The 16,565-nt window shown below is 43.6% G+C and carries 14 protein-coding genes and 2 pseudogenes; 3 read left to right on the plus strand and 13 right to left on the minus strand.

The genetic code is table 11. The annotated features are described in order from the left end of the window. Positions 1-151: 151 nt before the first annotated feature. The 5 genes and pseudogenes from FTU36_RS15440 to ribF all read right to left on the minus strand — a co-directional run. Positions 152-361, minus strand: a pseudogene (locus FTU36_RS15440) (NADPH-dependent FMN reductase); the annotation flags it as partial. Between the two features lie 145 nt (positions 362-506). Continuing rightward, on the minus strand, positions 507-989 hold the full coding sequence (locus FTU36_RS15445) for a peptidylprolyl isomerase (protein ID WP_111886016.1): 483 nt from the start codon (positions 987-989) through the stop codon (positions 507-509). After that, on the minus strand, positions 982-1,521 hold the full coding sequence (lspA, locus tag FTU36_RS15450; RefSeq protein ID WP_078190655.1) for a signal peptidase II: 540 nt from the start codon (positions 1,519-1,521) through the stop codon (positions 982-984). Before lspA ends, FTU36_RS15445 begins: the two co-directional genes overlap by 8 nt. After that, positions 1,514-4,360 (minus strand): isoleucine--tRNA ligase, encoded by a 2,847-nt coding sequence (gene ileS, locus FTU36_RS15455; protein ID WP_180118467.1) that lies wholly within the window; start codon positions 4,358-4,360, stop codon positions 1,514-1,516. Before ileS ends, lspA begins: the two co-directional genes overlap by 8 nt. A gap of 63 nt (positions 4,361-4,423) precedes the next feature. After that, the gene (gene ribF, locus FTU36_RS15460) at positions 4,424-5,425 is read right to left on the minus strand and encodes a riboflavin biosynthesis protein RibF (protein ID WP_168379800.1); all 1,002 of its coding nucleotides are present in this window, start codon (positions 5,423-5,425) and stop codon (positions 4,424-4,426) included. Positions 5,426-5,633: 208 nt separating this feature from the next. Between ribF and FTU36_RS15465 the strand changes: the two are divergent. The 3 genes and pseudogenes from FTU36_RS15465 (at position 5,634) to FTU36_RS15475 (ending at position 8,793) form a co-directional block, all read left to right on the plus strand. Continuing rightward, positions 5,634-6,774 (plus strand): annotated as a pseudogene (locus FTU36_RS15465) (TDT family transporter). A 258-nt stretch (positions 6,775-7,032) separates the two neighbouring features. Continuing rightward, positions 7,033-8,109, plus strand: a complete 1,077-nt coding sequence (locus tag FTU36_RS15470; RefSeq protein WP_180118469.1) for an aromatic ring-hydroxylating dioxygenase subunit alpha — start codon at positions 7,033-7,035, stop codon at positions 8,107-8,109. Between the two features lie 117 nt (positions 8,110-8,226). Next, positions 8,227-8,793, plus strand: coding sequence for a 5'-nucleosidase (locus FTU36_RS15475; protein ID WP_111886021.1), 567 nt, complete (start codon positions 8,227-8,229; stop codon positions 8,791-8,793). Between the two features lie 69 nt (positions 8,794-8,862). Here FTU36_RS15475 and FTU36_RS15480 read toward each other — a convergent pair whose 3' ends face one another. The 8 genes from FTU36_RS15480 to FTU36_RS15515 form a co-directional block, all read right to left on the minus strand. Then, on the minus strand, positions 8,863-9,483 hold the full coding sequence (locus tag FTU36_RS15480) for a TetR/AcrR family transcriptional regulator (protein WP_078190649.1): 621 nt from the start codon (positions 9,481-9,483) through the stop codon (positions 8,863-8,865). Between the two features lie 347 nt (positions 9,484-9,830). Then, positions 9,831-10,637, minus strand: a complete 807-nt coding sequence (locus tag FTU36_RS15485) for an ABC transporter ATP-binding protein (RefSeq protein ID WP_180027319.1) — start codon at positions 10,635-10,637, stop codon at positions 9,831-9,833. Between the two features lie 10 nt (positions 10,638-10,647). Continuing rightward, positions 10,648-11,463, minus strand: coding sequence for an aliphatic sulfonate ABC transporter permease SsuC (ssuC, locus tag FTU36_RS15490; RefSeq protein ID WP_180118471.1), 816 nt, complete (start codon positions 11,461-11,463; stop codon positions 10,648-10,650). Then, complete coding sequence (ssuD, locus tag FTU36_RS15495) at positions 11,463-12,638, minus strand: FMNH2-dependent alkanesulfonate monooxygenase (RefSeq protein ID WP_168379803.1); 1,176 nt, start codon at positions 12,636-12,638, stop codon at positions 11,463-11,465. Before ssuD ends, ssuC begins: the two co-directional genes overlap by 1 nt. Positions 12,639-12,671: 33 nt before the next feature. Next, positions 12,672-13,661: an aliphatic sulfonate ABC transporter substrate-binding protein gene (locus FTU36_RS15500; protein ID WP_180118473.1), complete on the minus strand. Its 990-nt coding sequence runs from the start codon at positions 13,659-13,661 to the stop codon at positions 12,672-12,674. Positions 13,662-13,687: 26 nt separating this feature from the next. Further along, positions 13,688-14,650 carry a sulfonate ABC transporter substrate-binding protein gene (locus FTU36_RS15505; protein ID WP_180107182.1) on the minus strand — a complete coding sequence of 321 codons (963 nt, stop codon included), beginning with the start codon at positions 14,648-14,650 and terminating at the stop codon, positions 13,688-13,690. 338 nt (positions 14,651-14,988) lie between these two features. Then, complete coding sequence (gene argA / locus FTU36_RS15510; protein ID WP_180065999.1) at positions 14,989-16,341, minus strand: amino-acid N-acetyltransferase; 1,353 nt, start codon at positions 16,339-16,341, stop codon at positions 14,989-14,991. Positions 16,342-16,427: 86 nt separating this feature from the next. Then, positions 16,428-16,565 (minus strand): zinc ribbon domain-containing protein (locus tag FTU36_RS15515; RefSeq protein WP_180009613.1); only part of this gene is annotated, 138 nt, incomplete at its 5' end.

The following is a 16,565-nucleotide window of genomic DNA, read 5'->3' on the forward strand; positions in this document are numbered from 1 at the left end:
TGCCATACTGGCAGGGCTTTCAATACTATTGAACACTCTTCAGTTGTTGTCAGAGTATTCGTCTGATGAGCTGAATGCGATTGCTCAGATCGCATTCAATTTATAAAAAATGTGTAGATACCTATGCTTTTAAGGGGGGGAGGATGTCAACTGCCCATGCTTGTTGTTTGGGTTGGTCATAAATCCCGGTTAATGGTGGATGTGCGCCTGCAAAAATAGGCAGATCCCATTCTTTTAAATCGACAATTTCAGTTTCTACGGTACTGTAGTCATAGCTTTCGATTTCTGAAAGTAGCCAGTTGGCAATCTTAATTGCCGTGCGGCCTTCGCGGACACTGCCGACAATAATATGAAGTTTCATCTTATTTCCCGTCTTGTTTTAAAGTCTTGCATTAAATTAATATGAATTCGGTCCGTTGCATATACAGAAAATGTATCGAGTCGATTGATAGTTATAAAAATAGTGATAAAAAAAAGCTCCCGAAGGAGCTTTCATTTGCTGAAACTTAGATCAGTTTCACGCCTTGTTGACCGGCAGGGGTCACTTTGAAAATTTCAACTTCAAAGGTGATATTTTTACCGGCTAGAGGGTGGTTGAAATCCACTTCGGTAATGTCTTCACCTACAGTTTTGATCACCCCATACAGACTTTGTTTGGCTTTATCTTCAAACTCAATCATATGGCCTTCAACAGGACGTTGCTCAAATTTGACGGTATCAAATTTTTGTACGTTTTCCGGGTTCCATGGACCAAAAGCATCTTCAGGAGGAAGGCTCACAGTACGGCGGTCACCTGCACGTAAACCGAATAAAGCTTTCTCAAAACCCGGTAATAAGCTGCCATCACCCATGACAAGGCTGACAGGTTCAGCACGGCTACGGGTATTGTCAATTTCTACGCCATTTTCAATAGCAACAGAAAAGTGAAGCTCTACTTTAGAACCTTCTTCAATACGAGTTTCCTCGTTAGGATTGATAAAATCAGTCATTTTGCGCTTCCGCACGTTGAATTCGGTGTTTTTCTAAGAAAAACGTATCGATAAGAAGCAGAATCGTGCCTAAAGTAATGGCACTGTCTGCAATATTAAATGCAGGAAAGTGGCTGTTGTTGTAATACACGTGAATGAAATCCACCACATAGCCTAAAGATACGCGGTCAATTAAATTACCGATTGCGCCGCCTAAAATCAGGGCAATGGCAATCGGAAGGACTTTCACGTTTTTTGGCATACGCATGAGCCAAAATACAAAAATGACAGACACAAGTCCTGCGAGTGAAGTAAAGAAATAACGTTGCCATCCACCGGCATCGGACAAGAAACTAAAGGCAGCGCCATAGTTATGTAGTAATGTCCAATTTAAAAAGGGCATGACAGGTACAGGATCTGCGTAGTTCAGATGTGTACTTGCAATCCATTTGGTCCATTGATCCAAAATAATGGCAACAATGGATAAGCCCACCCACACTAAATTGTGTGGGTAGAATTGAAAGAAGCCCTTTTTTTCTTGTGGATTAGGCATATTTTCTCTCTTCGCCTTGACCTGTAGGAAGGTTAATAATACAACGAGAACAAAGACCTGGATGTTCGTGATGTGTATTCACATCGGGCAGTACATGCCAGCAGCGTGCACATTTTTCACCGTCAGCAGCAGAGACTTTGACATTTAAACCGTCAAGGTCAGAGGCTTCGCCTTGTGCTGCGTCAAATTCATTAACAATCACTTGAGAGGTGATGAGGACAAAACGCAGTTCTTCACCGAATTTGTCTAAAACAGCTTTCAGTTCAGCATTGGCCCAAAGTTCAACTTTGGCAGACAAGTTTGAACCCACAGTTTTTGCAGTACGTGCAGCTTCAATAAACTTGTTTACTGCAGATTTGACGGTGATCAAGGTTTGCCATTCAGCTTCAGTCACCAGATTCGCTGTAGAGGCTACAGGAATGTCATACCACTCCGCAGTAAATACATATTTCTCAGATTGCTCTGGAATCAACGGCCAAGCTTCTTGTGCGGTAAAGCTCAAGATAGGAGACATCCAACGGACAAAGGCTTGAACCAAGTGATACAACGCCGTTTGTGCAGAATGACGCGCTGCTGAGTCTGCTTTGGTGGTGTACTGACGGTCTTTGATGATGTCGAGATAGAAACCACCCAAGTCATTAATACAGAAGTTGGTCAATGCGCTAGTCACGATATGGAAGTTCATATCTTCATAAGCTTGTTTAATAGTTTTTTGTACTTCCGCAGCACGTTGCAAGATGTATTGATCCAGTGCGATCAATTGATCGACAGGCAAAGCATCAGTCGATGGTTTGAAGCCATTCAAGTTAGCCAACAAGAAACGCAACGTATTACGGATACGGCGGTAACCATCTGATGCACGGCTGAAGATTTCTTTACCTGCAGTCATTTCATAACGGTAGTCTGCAGACGCAATCCAGAAACGTAGGCCATCTGCACCCATGTCTTTAATGATGTCTTGCGGAGTGATCACGTTACCGATCGACTTCGACATTTTGCGGCCTTTTTCGTCCACAACGAAGCCGTGAGTCAATAAGCCTTTGTAAGGTGCGCGGTTATTAATCGCCATAGATGTTAACAATGAAGATTGGAACCAGCCACGATGTTGGTCAGAACCTTCAAGGTACAAGTCAGCAGGGTCTTGCAATTCTTCACGTTCACGAAGTACTGCAAAGTGTGTTGTTCCAGAGTCAAACCAAACGTCTAGAGTGTCACGAACTGCATTGTACTGCTCTGCATCTGCACCGATAAACTCAGACGCATCACGGTTATACCAACCGTCAATACCTTCTTGTTCAATCAGCTTCGCGACTTCTTCGATTAGCTCAGGGGTACGCGGGTGAAGTTCGTTGGTATCTTTATGCACGAAGAATGGAATTGGCACGCCCCATGTACGTTGACGTGAGATACACCAATCTGGACGACCTTCAATCATCGATTGGATACGGTTTTTACCCCAATCCGGTACGAAGCTGATGTCATTTTCAATCGCGTTCAATGCACCTTGGCGTAAACCTTTTGCATCCATGCTGATGAACCATTGCGGTGTTGCACGGAAGATAATCGGTGTTTTATGGCGCCAGCAATGTGGGTAGCTATGTTTGATCACCACATGTGCCCAAAGTTTGCCTGCTTCGGTTAAAGCAGCAATGATTTTTGGATTGGCTTTGTAGATGTGTTCGCCTGCAAAAATTGGCGCAGTCGGTAAATATACACCGTTGCCGCCAACTGGATTGTCGACTTTCAGGTTGTACTGTAAGCCAACTTTATAGTCGTCCACACCATGGCCTGGCGCGGTATGCACAGCACCTGTACCACTGCCGTCTGTGACATGCTCACCCAAAATCACTGGCACTTGGCGTTCAGCAATTAACGGATGTTGTAGTACTAGATTTTCAAGTTTTGCACCAGCAAATTCAGCAATCACTTCTACTGCGTTAAAACCATAACGCTGAGTTGCAGATTCAACTAATGATTTTGCAAGGATGAAGTTTTGCGCTGCTTTGTCTTCGCCAGTTGCTTTCACCAATTGGTATTCAAGCTCAGCGTGTAGAGCAACCGCTTGGTTGGCAGGCATGGTCCAAGGCGTAGTTGTCCAGATCACGATATCTGTAGAATCGCTAACTGTAACACCTAGGCGTGCAGATAAATCAGCTAAATCAACAACGCTAAAACCAACGTCAATCGCATCTGATTTTTTGTCTTCGTATTCCACTTCAGCTTCAGCTAAGGCAGAACCACAGTCCAAACACCAGTTCACAGGTTTAAGACCCGGCTCAATATGGCCTGCTTTGGCAATCTCACCGAGCGAACGAACGATGTCGGCTTCTTGTTTGAAGTTCATGGTGAGGTACGGATTGTCCCAATCACCAAATACGCCCATACGCACGAAGTCTTTCTTTTGTAATTCGACTTGGGTGTAAGCATATTCACGGCATGCTTTACGGAAAGTTGAGGCATCTACTTTCACGCCGACTTTACCGACTTTTTCTTCAACTTTCAGTTCGATTGGAAGACCGTGACAGTCCCAGCCCGGCACATACGGCGCGTCAAAACCGTCCATTACACGGCTTTTGATGATGATGTCTTTCAGGACTTTGTTTACCGCATGGCCTAAGTGGATTTGGCCATTTGCGTATGGAGGGCCGTCATGAAGCACATATTTTTTCTTGCCAATACGCGATGCACGAATCTGCTGATAAATGTTGTCGGCATACCACTCTTCTAACCATTTCGCTTCACGTACTGCGAGATTTGCTTTCATCGCAAATTCAGTACCTGGGAGGTTTAGCGTGGCTTTATAATCCACTGCATTTTCAGGAGTTTGCTTATCGCTCATGCAAGTTGTCTTCCAAATTTATCAGCCCGTTGACTGACGCGTTTTACAATAAATAATCGGGGTTTAAAAGGGGAAATGAGGGTGCTGACCTCGAAACTCAAGGAGTTTTTCGACGTCGTCATCAATTCCGGCTTTCAATGCTTCAAGCGAAGGGTAGTCCTTTTCGCCATGTAAAAAGTTCAAGAACGTCACCCGCATTAACAGGCCATACAGATTAGCAGAAACATCAGGAAAATGTACTTCTAATCGCCATTCAGGATGTTCCTGTTTAATTGCGGGACGCGTACCAACATGCCCTGCACCAAACAGGGCAGAGGGTGCATAACCTGCAACCCCTAATTTGTCAGCATTTTCGTTTTTTACTTTATCTGTTAAAGATTCGGTTTCACAAATGACATCGACTGCATAAATGCCATTTAAACAAGGTTTATGACGGTTTAAACGCACATTAATGGTAGGAAAATTAATCGTGCGACCGATTTGATCGCCATACTGCACACGACCTGTGATGCTATAAGGACGACCTAAAAGCTTTGCGGCATGGGCAAGGTCGCCTGCTTGTAATGTCTGACGAACCAGTGTTGAACTGACACGTTCGCCATCGACTTCGACATTTTGCAGGGCTGTGACTTGGAAGCCGTATTGGCGTAAAAATTCGCTATTGCCTTGGCGGTTTTTGCCAAAGTGATGATCTTCGCCCAAAACTAAACTTTGTGTATTGAGTTTATTTTTTAAAATATCGGCAAATTCTTCGGCGCTGAGATTACGAAAGGCATTGTCAAATTTCGCCACCACAATATAGTCGACGCCTAGTTCAGTTAAATATTCGACTTTTTCACGTAGTGAACTGATTCGAGGCGGTGCATCATAAGCTTTAAAGAATTCAAGCGGTTGTGGCTCAAAAATCATCACAGCTGTTTTTAAGTTTTGTTGCTGTGCTATGTCTTTGAGCTGGCTGACCATCGCTTGATGACCCAAATGTACACCATCAAAATTGCCAATGGTCACGGCAGTTTTGGGGAGTTCTAAGTGGGGCGCTAAAGCATTCAGACGGAGCAGCTTCATGGGCGAATCAATTGTTGAAAATGTTTGAGGGCTATATATTGCCATAATCTTCTGCGTTCGTCTTGTTGTTGTGTTTTTACTCAAGTTTTTTTATGCAGAGATGAATTCAATATCAATAAAATAAATTATAAAAATAAATATTAATCAATTTTTCTTATTTAATGGTGTGCTTAAACTATAGACATTCCATTTTGATGAGCATCATGCGATGAAAATGCCATTTTATCAACTCCAGCATAAACAAGACTTGATTCGTCATTTCACCCCAAACTGGTTTACGGTGGTGATGGGCACAGGTGTGGTGGCCCTCATTTTACCATCTATAGCGGTGGCGCCGCAGTGGATGTGGTCCTTCGGAGCAGCGCTGTGGCAGATCAGCATCGTGTTGTTCATATTGTTTAGTGGGATGTATCTCAGCCGATGGATATTGTACCCACAAGCAGATTTTCCAGCATCCAGTGATGAGTTTATTTCTTGGGGCGATCCCCATGGCACTGGCAACCCTGATCAATGGCGCATTGAAATTTGGCACCACGCTATACACAGAGTTTTTGGGCATGAGCATCATCACATGGGCTGAATATTTATGGTATGTCGATGTGTTGATGTCAATAGCGATTGCATGGTGTGTTCCATTTCTGATGTTTAGTCGTCAGCAACATGCGCTGCAAGGCATGACCGCAGTATGGTTATTGCCGATAGTGGCTTGCGAGGTGGCTGCCAGTTCAGGCGGTTTATTGTTGGCGCATTTACCTGCACAGGCTCATGCTGTCCATATTTTGCTGGGGAGTTATCTGCTTTGGGGAATCTCAGTATTTCCAGCATTTGCCATCTTAAGCATCTTGTTGCTGCGTCTAGCTTTACATCAATTGCCAAGCAAGGATATGGCGATCAGCAGTTGGTTGGCCTTAGGACCGATTGGGACAGGGGCTTTAGCGCTGTTACTTTTGGGCGAGCAAGCCCCACGTATTTTGACAGCAGTAGATTTGGCTGATTTGGGACAGGTGTTGCTTCAAGGCGGTGTGTTTGCAGCCCTTGTTCTGCTCGGATTTGGTGTATGGTGGTTTGGAATCGCTATACTCATCACGCTAAAACATTTGCGAGATTTACCCTTTAATCTCGGGTGGTGGGCGATGACGTTTCCATTCGGCGTTTTTAGTTTGGCGGTCATCCATTTGGCGGAACAGACGCAATTACACGCTATTCAACAGTTCGGTACTTTTTTTGCAGTATTGCTCTGTACGCTTTGGTTATTGGTGATGCTGAAAAGCATACAAGGGTTTTATCGTGGCAGCTTATTTTTTTCTCCGTGTTTAAAAGCGTATTGTGATGCTCAGCGCGCATCTTAAATGATGTCGGGTGAATGTAAATCCGTTGAAGAAAACTATAGCGCGTTGGCTTTGACGGATTTCAGCAAACAAATATAGAGCTTGTGCAAGCGTGTGATGCAGTTACGTTATTTTGCTATCCAAGCAAAACATTCATGTATAAAATTTGCGCGTATTTTCGAGAGATCAACTGGCTTCGAGATATAAACTTGCTTGTAGTAGTAGGTGCTAGAGCAAGGCTTATGGATTAAAAAAAAAGATAAAAATAAGGATCGAATTATGTGTAATCAAACCAGTTTTTGGGATGATGCCAAAGGATTGTTAGAAGAATGGTACGTTGCTTGTACCTCTAAAGAACTCAAAAAAGATCAGCCTTTTTCAGCCACCCTGTATGGTAAAAAAATTGTCCTGTTCCGACAAAAAGATGGAACTGCCGCAGCATTGCTCGATCAATGTGTGCATCGTGGAGTGCCTTTGTCTCAGGGCAAAATGACTGATGGCTGCGTGAGATGTCCATATCATGGTTGGTCGTATCAGGGCGATGGCCATGTGGCGCATATTCCTAGTGTCAATGGGCAGTTTTTTCCAGAAAAACCGCATCCCTTTAAACAGCGTAGTTTTGATGTGTGTGAGCAAGATGGGGTGGTATGGATTTATCTCGGTGAAAAGCCCAAACAGGAACGCCCAGAAATATTTAAATTACCGTTTTATGATCAAGCCGGCTGGGTCAGTTATTACATGGTCGGCAGTTATGATGGCGAGATGGGCGCTGTTGCACAGAATATTATGGATGTGACCCATACCATATTTGTCCATGAAGGCTGGTTTCGTTCAGAGTCGGGAAAAGCCGTGGATGCCACCATAGATGTCGGGCCGCGCAAAGTAGTCGTTGACTATCATGACCATGATGCAGATGTCGGCATGATGCCATGGCTGACCAATCCGCATGGTGCTGAACAGGTCCACCGCGACAGTTTTATCGCGCCGAATATTACCTTGGTGGAATACCATTGGGGAGAGCCATCGGGCATGGTGTTTAATAGTCTGATTAGCCCTGTGGGGCCGTATGAGTCACGGGTTTATACCTGTGTCAGTTATAAATTTCCGATTCCAAAATTGTTGTCTAAGGCATTGATGCCGGCTGTGAATGCCTATACTTGGGTGGTCAACAAACAAGACATTAAAATTTTGTCAGCGCGAAGAGCTGGCATCGAGCATATGCCGATGACCCATTCGCATAGTGTGAGAGGGGATATGGCACATATTGCATTAGAGAAGATTTTAGATGCCTTGCGTCACGACCAACAATTGGCACCGTCTTTTATTGGCAAGCGGCCGATGCAATTTCAAATTTGATAGCATTCAAATCTGCGTGAGGAATTTATTTTCTGAGCAATGTGATTTTTGAAGATGATTTTTTCTGCGCACGTGCAAATGTATGCTATATGAAGGCATCAATTTGAGGAGACCGCTATGCGTCAGCAAATCGCTTTAATTATGGCACTGCCGAGTGAATCTAAAGGCTTGTTTGAAGCCGCAGGCATTGAAGTACATTACAGTGGTATTGGTAAAGTCAATGCCGCATTTAAAGCCTTTGATGTGATTCAAAAAACCGGATGTCATACTTTGCTGAATTTGGGCACTGCGGGAAGTTCACATTTTGATGCACATGCTTTGGTTGAAGTAGCTCAATTTGTACAACGGGATATGGATGTATCGCCTTTGGGTTTTGATGTGGGGGTGACGCCGATGGATACCGATCATCCTGCTGAAATTCAGCCAGAGAGCATGTTTAGCCATTTGCCTAAAGGAATTTGTGGTACAGGCGACAGCTTTGAAACTGGGCTGCCGAAAGTACCGTGTAATCTTGTCGATATGGAAGGCTACGCAATCGCTAAAGTATGTAAAAAACTGGGTGTTCGCTTTGTGTCGGTAAAATATATTACCGATGGTGCGAATGACACAGCACATCTGGATTGGGAAGAAAATTTATTATTCGGCGCAAAGAAATTATTGAAATTATATCAAACAGTCAAATAAGGCATTTAGCTAATTCCGGTCGGCGACCATAGAATGCTATGGTCGTATGCCAATTCGACCCAATTCAATTTACTTTTCTGGGCGTGGAATTACACCGTAAAGCATCATATGAACGGTATGTTGAATAATCCGTTGTTGCATACTGCGATTACGTAAGGTTTTTCCAGTGACCATTTCCATTTGGGTTGCAAAGTCAGCATAGTTTTGCGTAATTGCCCAAATGTTCAGAATTAAAAGTTCTGGATCAATATCTTTTGAAATTTTACCTTGCTCTTGCCAGTTGCTGATGACTTTGGCTTTGCGTTTAACTAATTTTTTTAGTGGGCCTTTTAAAATTTCAAGAATGTGTGGTGCGCCCTGAATGACTTCAAGTGCGAACAAACGTGAGGCTTTCGGTTGCGTACGAGATACTTCAATTTTCTGCAATAGATAATTGGTGATCGCTTCTTCAGGCTCAAGGTCTGCTTCCAACATTTGTAGCGGAGCAAGCCACTTTTGTAGAACCGTTGTCAGAACTTCAACATAAAGCGCTTCTTTATTTTCATAGTAATAGAAAATATTCGATTTATGCATTTCTGCAATCTGTGCGATCTCATCCAAGCTGGCGCCATTGAAGCCATACAGGGAAAAGACATCCAGTGCTGCATTAAGCAACTGGTGGCGTTTCTGGGTACTCTTTTTTTGTTCCATTAGCTCTTTTAAGAAAATGAAAAGGGAATATTGAATTGTACGGCAAATCAACAGATTTGTGCACAATCATCGTTTCTAATTTTATGAATTTTGGCAGTTTATTCTGTTCAACGGTCAAATAAATACGACGAATACCATAATATTTCAAATAATCATTTTAGGGTGAAATTTAAATAAATCATTATTTTTAGTCATGGATTTATATGATTTATCGTAATTTTTGTGATGTATTTGTCAACAGGCGATAAATCTCCCCTCAATGCTAAATATGGTTTTGTTGCGATATTGTTCTTGAATAGGACAGGAAGTCACACGGTTTAAGTGATGATTTCCTGCACAAGTACAGCTTAAGTGGCCAAGACCGCTTGTAAGACTTGTTGTTCAAGTTCAGTAAATTCAATGCCTTTTTTTCGTGGACGGGTCAAATCGACACTAAATTCTTTGGCAATATGGCCTTTATCAAGCAAGATTATACGGTCTGCCAACTGTACGGCTTCACTCACATCATGCGTGACCAAAATCGCGGTAAACCCTTGTTCAGTCCAGAGTTTTTCAATCAAATTCTGCATATCTAAACGTGTTAAGGCATCGAGCGCACCCAGTGGTTCATCTAGCAGCAAAATGCGTGGTTTATGTGACAAAGCACGTGCCAGTGCAGTACGTTGACGTTGCCCCCCTGATAGCTGTGTTGGCCAAAGCCCCGCTTTGTCTTTTAAACCGACTTTTTCGAGGAGTGCTGTGGCATTGGCGTGTTGGTCTTTGCTTAAACCAAGTTGTACATTTTTCTCAATGCTACGCCAAGGCAGTAGGCGAGGGTCTTGGAACATCACACGAATATCATCACTGGTGATGCCTTCACGTATATGACGTGCAGACTTAAATTTAATTTCGCCATAACTCGGTTTTTCTAAGTCGGCGATGAGGCGAAGCAGGGTACTTTTACCACAGCCACTACGACCGACAATCGCCAAGAATTCACCGGGTTGAATATGCAGGTCAAGGTCCTCAAGGACTTTAACATCGCCATAAAATTTGTGTAGTTGTTCAATCAGGATCTCTGCGCCCAACACCGCATGGGGGTTGATATCCTCGACTGAAGAACGCTGAGGTTGGGTTGAGTCGTCTGCATGACGGCTTATGCTTAAATCGGTCATCACATGCTCCTTATTTTTGGTAACCCGAGTGCCAACGGAGTAAATATTTTTCTAAGGCAACAGCCAGTACATCGGCTAATTTACCGAGTAGGGCATACAATAAAATCCCGACCAAGACGATATCGGTTTGTAGAAATTCGCGTGCATTCATGGTCATATAACCGATGCCGGCTTGTGCAGAAATGGTTTCTGCCACAATCAACAAAACCCAAACGAGCCCGAGTGAAAAACGCAGACCAACCAAAATAGACGGCATCGCCCCCGGTAGAATGATTTCTTTATACAGTTGCCAGCCACTCAAACCGTAGCTTTTGCCCATTTCAATCAGTTGAGGGTCTACAGAACGAATACCATGATAGGTATTGATATAAATGGGAAAGAATACGCCAATAGCGACTAAAAACAGCTTGGCCGATTCATCGATCCCAAACCATAAAATCACCAATGGAATCAGGGCAAGAGCAGGAATGTTACGGATCATTTGCAGCGTGGTATCGAGTAGCGTCGATGCTGTTTTGGATGAACCATTCAGCTGCCCTAAAAAAAGACCTAATCCACCACCGACTAAAAGCCCAACCAAAGCACGACCGGCACTGATTTGAACATGCTTCCACAGTTCACCACTGATCAGTAAGTTCCAAAAGGCCACCACCACCGCACTTGGCGCAGGCAAAATACGACTTTCTAACAGCCCTGTAACAGAGGCAATTTGCCACCCGATAATTAATGCAATAGGAAACAACCAAGGCAGCAAACGCTGCCCGAGTTGTGTTCCACGTGAAACCTTCGGTGCTTTGAAGGTTTCAACAGAAACAGTTTTGGACATTAGGCCGGCTCCTGAATCTTTTCAGCTTTTTTATTTTCATCTGGGGTGTAGTTGTTCGCGACAATCTCACCAAATGGGCCTGTTAAGTTAGGTTGAACCAATTTCTGACGTGTTTCCAATGGCAGTAGTGGGAACACCAATTCTGCAAAACGAATAGACTCTTCAAGGTGTGGGTAACCAGAGAAAATAAAGGTGCTAATTCCTAGATCGGCATATTCTTGGATACGTGCGGCTACCGTTTCAGGATCACCAACGAGTGCCGTACCTGCACCACCACGAACCAGGCCAACACCCGCCCATAAGTTTGGCGATACTTCTAATTTGCTACGGTCGCCGTTGTGCAGTTCAGCCATACGGCGTTGACCAACAGAGTCCATGGTTTTGAACTTGGCTTGCGCAGCTGCAATGGTGGCATCGTCGACATATTGGATCAGCTCTTCAGCTGCTTTCCATGCCTCTTCATTGGTTTCGCGAACAATGACATGTAAACGAATGCCATAATTCAGTTCACGTCCTTTGGCTTTGGCTTTTTCACGCACCACTGCAATTTTTTCTTTTACCGCTGCAGGTGGCTCACCCCAAGTTAAATAGGTGTCAACTTGATCCGTTGCCAGTTCAACAGCAGCCTCTGAAGAACCGCCAAACCATAGTGGTGGATACGGTTTTTGTACCGGTGGATAAAGTAATTTGGCGTCGTCCACACTCAGACGTTCGCCATGGAAGGTATAGCTTTCACCGGTATGTGAACGGGTTAAAATTTCACGCCAAATCGTGGTGTATTCAGCAGCTGTTTGGTAACGCGTTGCGTGATCTTCATAGACACCATCACCCTTGAGTTCCTGCTCATCACCGCCTGTAACTAAGTTCAGTAAGATACGGCCGCCAGATAAACGGTCAAAAGTTGCAGCCATACGTGCAGTCAGTGCAGGCGTTGTCACCCCCGGACGTAGCGCCACTAGAAATTTTAAATTTTTAGTGGCATCAATCAAGCTTGCAGCTGTAAGCCATGGATCTTCACATGAACGACCTGTCGGAATCAGAACGCCTTCATAGCCAAGATTATCCACCGCTACTGCAATTTGCTTCATGTAGGCATGATCGACTTGGCGTGCACCTTTACTTGTTCCTAAGTAGCGACTGTCACCGTGGGTAGGGATAAACCAGAAAATTTTCATGTTCAGTTCCTTGTATTTTTGATGGCTCGGGTATCAATGTGATGAAGGTGTCCAAACTTGCTTTTGGACTTGAATGTTGTTTGGAATCAGTTGGACTTGTTTAAATAAGTCCGCAATATTTTGCTGTGCTTGAATGACCTCAGGTGTCAGCGGGCGCACAGGAGATGGTTTAGATCGGCGAGAAAAGGCTTGCGCAGCAATATTCTTTTGCAGCCCAGTGCTGTTTTGATAAATCTCTAAAGCCACATTTTGGTTCTTCACAATCCACTGATCGGAAGCATCTAGGGCCTTTAAAAATTTAGCTGGGGCATCAGGGTGCGCTTGAACAACTTTTGGATTTGCCACATAAAATGAATAGGTCTTTGGAAAATCACCAGATTGAATCAGCACTTTAGCCTGAGCATCCAACTCCGCAGCAGATAAAAACGGGTCCCAAATGGCCCATGCATCAATTGATTTTTTATCAAATGCGGCACGTGCATCTGCTGGTGGAATCCAAATTGGTTGGATATCGCTCCAAGTCAAACCGGCTTTTTCTAAAGTTTTGGCTAATAACTCATGCGCACTCGAGCCTTTTTGTACAGCAACGCGTTTGCCACGTAATTCTTGAATGGTTTTGATTGAGCTATCCGCTGGAATCACGACAGCGAGCGATTGTTCAGGCACCACTTCATAGCCAATATAATTGAGGTCTTTATTGGCAGCTTGGGCAAAAATAGGCGGGGTGTTGCCGACATAGCCATAATCCACCGCACCAACCGCAAGAGCTTCTAACATTTGTGGGCCAGCAGGGAATTCCTTCCACTCAATGTGAGCGCCGGGAAATTGTTGTTCAAAGAGCTTTTGTTCACGGGCAACTAGCAAATTTAAGGCTGATTTTTGAAAACCAATAACCAAGGTTTTTACGGCTGTTTCAGCTGGTTTTTCACCATCCTGCTGTGCTGTTTCTTGTTTTTGGCAGGCACTGAGTCCAAGGCCCAAAGTGGCTAAAGTCAGTATGGAAAATGTTCTTAGAATACGCATGGCATCGCCCTTATGCTGTGGTCGCCTTATTTGATAATGGCCGACTCAATATTTAATTTATTGGGAATTAATTTTTCGTTATAAAACGCATCAGCGACTTGCTGCTGCTCCTGCGCCACTTGTGCAGTAATCGGCGTCACTTGATTGCCTAAGCGTGAAATAGATGTTTTAAGTACATCCAGACCTAAGCCAGTTTTGCCTTCGAGTAACTTGGCCGCTTCGTCTTGATTTTTTGAGACCCATTGCGTGGTCAAATTCAACTCATTCACCACAGCTTGCAGCACTTTTGGATTTTCCTGAGCAAATTTACGATCGGCCAAATAGAACTGGTAGTTCTTCACCAAGTTTTCGCCATTGGCAATGCTGCGAGCATTAAGTTGATGCTCAGCAGCAGAAAGGAACGGGTCCCAAATTACCCATGCATCAACGGCACCTTTTTCAAAAGCAGCACGTGCGTCGGCAGGTGGTAAATACACGACATTGATGTCGCTAAATTTAAGCTGATTGGCTTCCAACAGCTTGAGCAACAGGTAATGCACGTTTGAGCCTTTGTTTAAGGCCACACGTTTACCTTTTAAGTCCTGAATACTGTGAATAGCCGAATCTTTTTGCACAATTAACGCTTCAGCTTTTGGAACTGCAGGTTGGTTGGCAATGTAAACCAAATCGGTTTGAGCGGCTTGAGCAAAGATAGGCGGTGCTTCACCGACTTCACCAAATGACACGCTGCCCACATTGAGCCCTTCAAGCAGCTGTGGACCCGCAGGAAATTCCACCCATTTGATATTTACACCTTGGCTTTTTAAGGCTGTTTCTAAGGTTCCGCGTTCTTTTAAAATTGGCAATAAGCCATATTTTTGGAAACCAATATTTAAGGTGACATTTTCTTCAGCCTCTTTTTTGCCACAGCCCGACATCATCATGGCACCCACAACCGCTGTAGACAGTACAAGTGTTTTTGTCCAAAGTTTTGCTTTGTGCGTACGCATGTGTTGCTCCTATAAAGGTCTAAATGTGCAGAACTGTTGATTTATGAACACATAAGCTAAAGAGTTTTCTTTTTCGAAAAAAATAAGAAAACTTAAATTTAAAATCAGGAAAAAAGATAAATAAATATCAGCAAAAGTTATGAAAAAATATGATTTTAGAAAAACATATAATGTGTCAAAGTGTTATTTTAAGTTATTGAAATTAATTAATTTATTGTGGTTATTTAAATGATAGATATCGTTATTCTGTGGCTTGCATAGTGATTTGAGAGCCTAGACAAGGGATTCGGCATAACCTTATGCAAAATAATGCTATTCAGCGCATAGAAAAAGCCACTTTAAAGTGACTTTTTACAAACTAACGAGTTTCTTTGATAGTTATATAAGGCCTGACGGGCATTCGGTAAGTCATCGACACTGACTTGTTCAAAACCTTGTTCAAGGAACCAATGCGCTGTCCGTGTGGTCAAAATAAACAATTGTTCAATACCTAAATCTCGCGCTTTTTCTTCTAAATAATGCAAAATTTGGCTGCCACGATTCGATTTTCGATAACCTGGATGCACAGCCACACATGCGATTTCAGCAGAGCGTTTTTCATTCCCTGTGACAGGAATCGGGTATAACGCAGCGCAAGCCAAAATCGTACCGTCACGTTCAATCACTGCAAATTGTCCAATTTCATTTTCCAGACGTTCGCGTGAGCGATAAACCAAGATACCTTCTTGTTCGAGAGGGCGTAACAGATTGATTAAGCCACCCACATCTTGAATATCGGCAGTACGCACTTCTTCATAATGCGCATCAGTGATCATGGTGCCAGAACCGTCACGCGTGAACAATTCTTCGATCAATGCGCCATCATAAGCATAGGAAATAAGATGAACACGGTGCACGCCTTGTAGGGAGGCATCTTTAGCAACGCTTAAATGCAGGGCAATATCGGGATTAGAATCTTGATATTGCAAAATATGCTGATCAAGTTGATGAGGTGTAATTTCGCGTTGTAGCTGCCCATGTTCATTGTGCAAACCGTGTTGTTTGCCCAAGAAAATCAACTTATCCGCTTTTAAACTGATCGCGGTTTTGGTCGCAACTTCTTCAGCCAATAAATTAAACACTTCACCTGTCGTGGAATAACCTGTTGGCCCAAGCACCACAATATTTTGGCTCTCTAAATGACGTTGAATCGCATGGATATCGACGGAACGAACTTCACCAGACAGTTGAAAATCGATACCGTCACGAATGCCATACGGTTTTGCCGTGACCAAATTGCCTGAGACCACATCAATACGCGCGCCGTACATCGGTGAGTTGGCTAAACCCATAGACAGGAGGGCTTCAATTTGCAGACGAATGGAACCGACGGCATTCATCACCGCAGGTAAGGATTCGCGAGTGGTGATGCGACGGTGATGATGAAATGGTGTCTTGATGCCGCTGCTTTGTAAATTATGATTGATTTGCGGACGAGCACCATGCACCAAAATTAGACGAATACCAAGTGAGTGTAATAAGGCAATATCATGAATAATGTGTTGAAAATTTTCATGTTGCAGCGCTTCACCATCAAACATGATGACAAAGGTTTTGTTGCGATGCGCATTAATATAGGGTGCAGAATGACGGAACCAATGCACATACTGTAAGGTTGTGCTGGAAGATGGTTCAGTGATATTCGTTTGCATGCCTATGCCTGTTTATTCGCTTTGGTATGGATGATTCTAAACAAAAACATATGACAGCGGAAAGCAAATTTGACATCCTCACCCCCTTAAAAGAGGATGATTCCTACAGCTAGACGCTTATGCCCAAGCGCAAGAATGTTTAGAGCTGAGTTTATATCTCGATCATGAGCTGTACCACAGCTCATGCACTCCCATTCTCTTATTCCAAGATCTGTCTTACCTTT

The sequence above is a fragment of the Acinetobacter sp. YH12096 genome (assembly GCF_013419215.1).
GTDB classification, from domain to species: domain Bacteria; phylum Pseudomonadota; class Gammaproteobacteria; order Pseudomonadales; family Moraxellaceae; genus Acinetobacter; species Acinetobacter amyesii.

Coding starts and splice junctions, on each gene's coding strand:
- FTU36_RS15475 (WP_111886021.1), top strand. CDS start 8,227: ATGCGTCAGCAAATCGCTTTAATTATGGCACTGCCGAGTGAATCTAAA.
- FTU36_RS15500 (WP_180118473.1), bottom strand. CDS start 13,661: ATGCGTATTCTAAGAACATTTTCCATACTGACTTTAGCCACTTTGGGC.
- FTU36_RS15505 (WP_180107182.1), bottom strand. CDS start 14,650: ATGCGTACGCACAAAGCAAAACTTTGGACAAAAACACTTGTACTGTCT.
- lspA (WP_078190655.1), bottom strand. CDS start 1,521: ATGCCTAATCCACAAGAAAAAAAGGGCTTCTTTCAATTCTACCCACAC.
- ileS (WP_180118467.1), bottom strand. CDS start 4,360: ATGAGCGATAAGCAAACTCCTGAAAATGCAGTGGATTATAAAGCCACG.
- FTU36_RS15470 (WP_180118469.1), top strand. CDS start 7,033: ATGTGTAATCAAACCAGTTTTTGGGATGATGCCAAAGGATTGTTAGAA.
- argA (WP_180065999.1), bottom strand. CDS start 16,341: ATGCAAACGAATATCACTGAACCATCTTCCAGCACAACCTTACAGTAT.
- FTU36_RS15445 (WP_111886016.1), bottom strand. CDS start 989: ATGACTGATTTTATCAATCCTAACGAGGAAACTCGTATTGAAGAAGGT.
- ribF (WP_168379800.1), bottom strand. CDS start 5,425: ATGAAGCTGCTCCGTCTGAATGCTTTAGCGCCCCACTTAGAACTCCCC.
- FTU36_RS15480 (WP_078190649.1), bottom strand. CDS start 9,483: ATGGAACAAAAAAAGAGTACCCAGAAACGCCACCAGTTGCTTAATGCA.
- FTU36_RS15485 (WP_180027319.1), bottom strand. CDS start 10,637: ATGACCGATTTAAGCATAAGCCGTCATGCAGACGACTCAACCCAACCT.
- ssuC (WP_180118471.1), bottom strand. CDS start 11,463: ATGTCCAAAACTGTTTCTGTTGAAACCTTCAAAGCACCGAAGGTTTCA.
- ssuD (WP_168379803.1), bottom strand. CDS start 12,638: ATGAAAATTTTCTGGTTTATCCCTACCCACGGTGACAGTCGCTACTTA.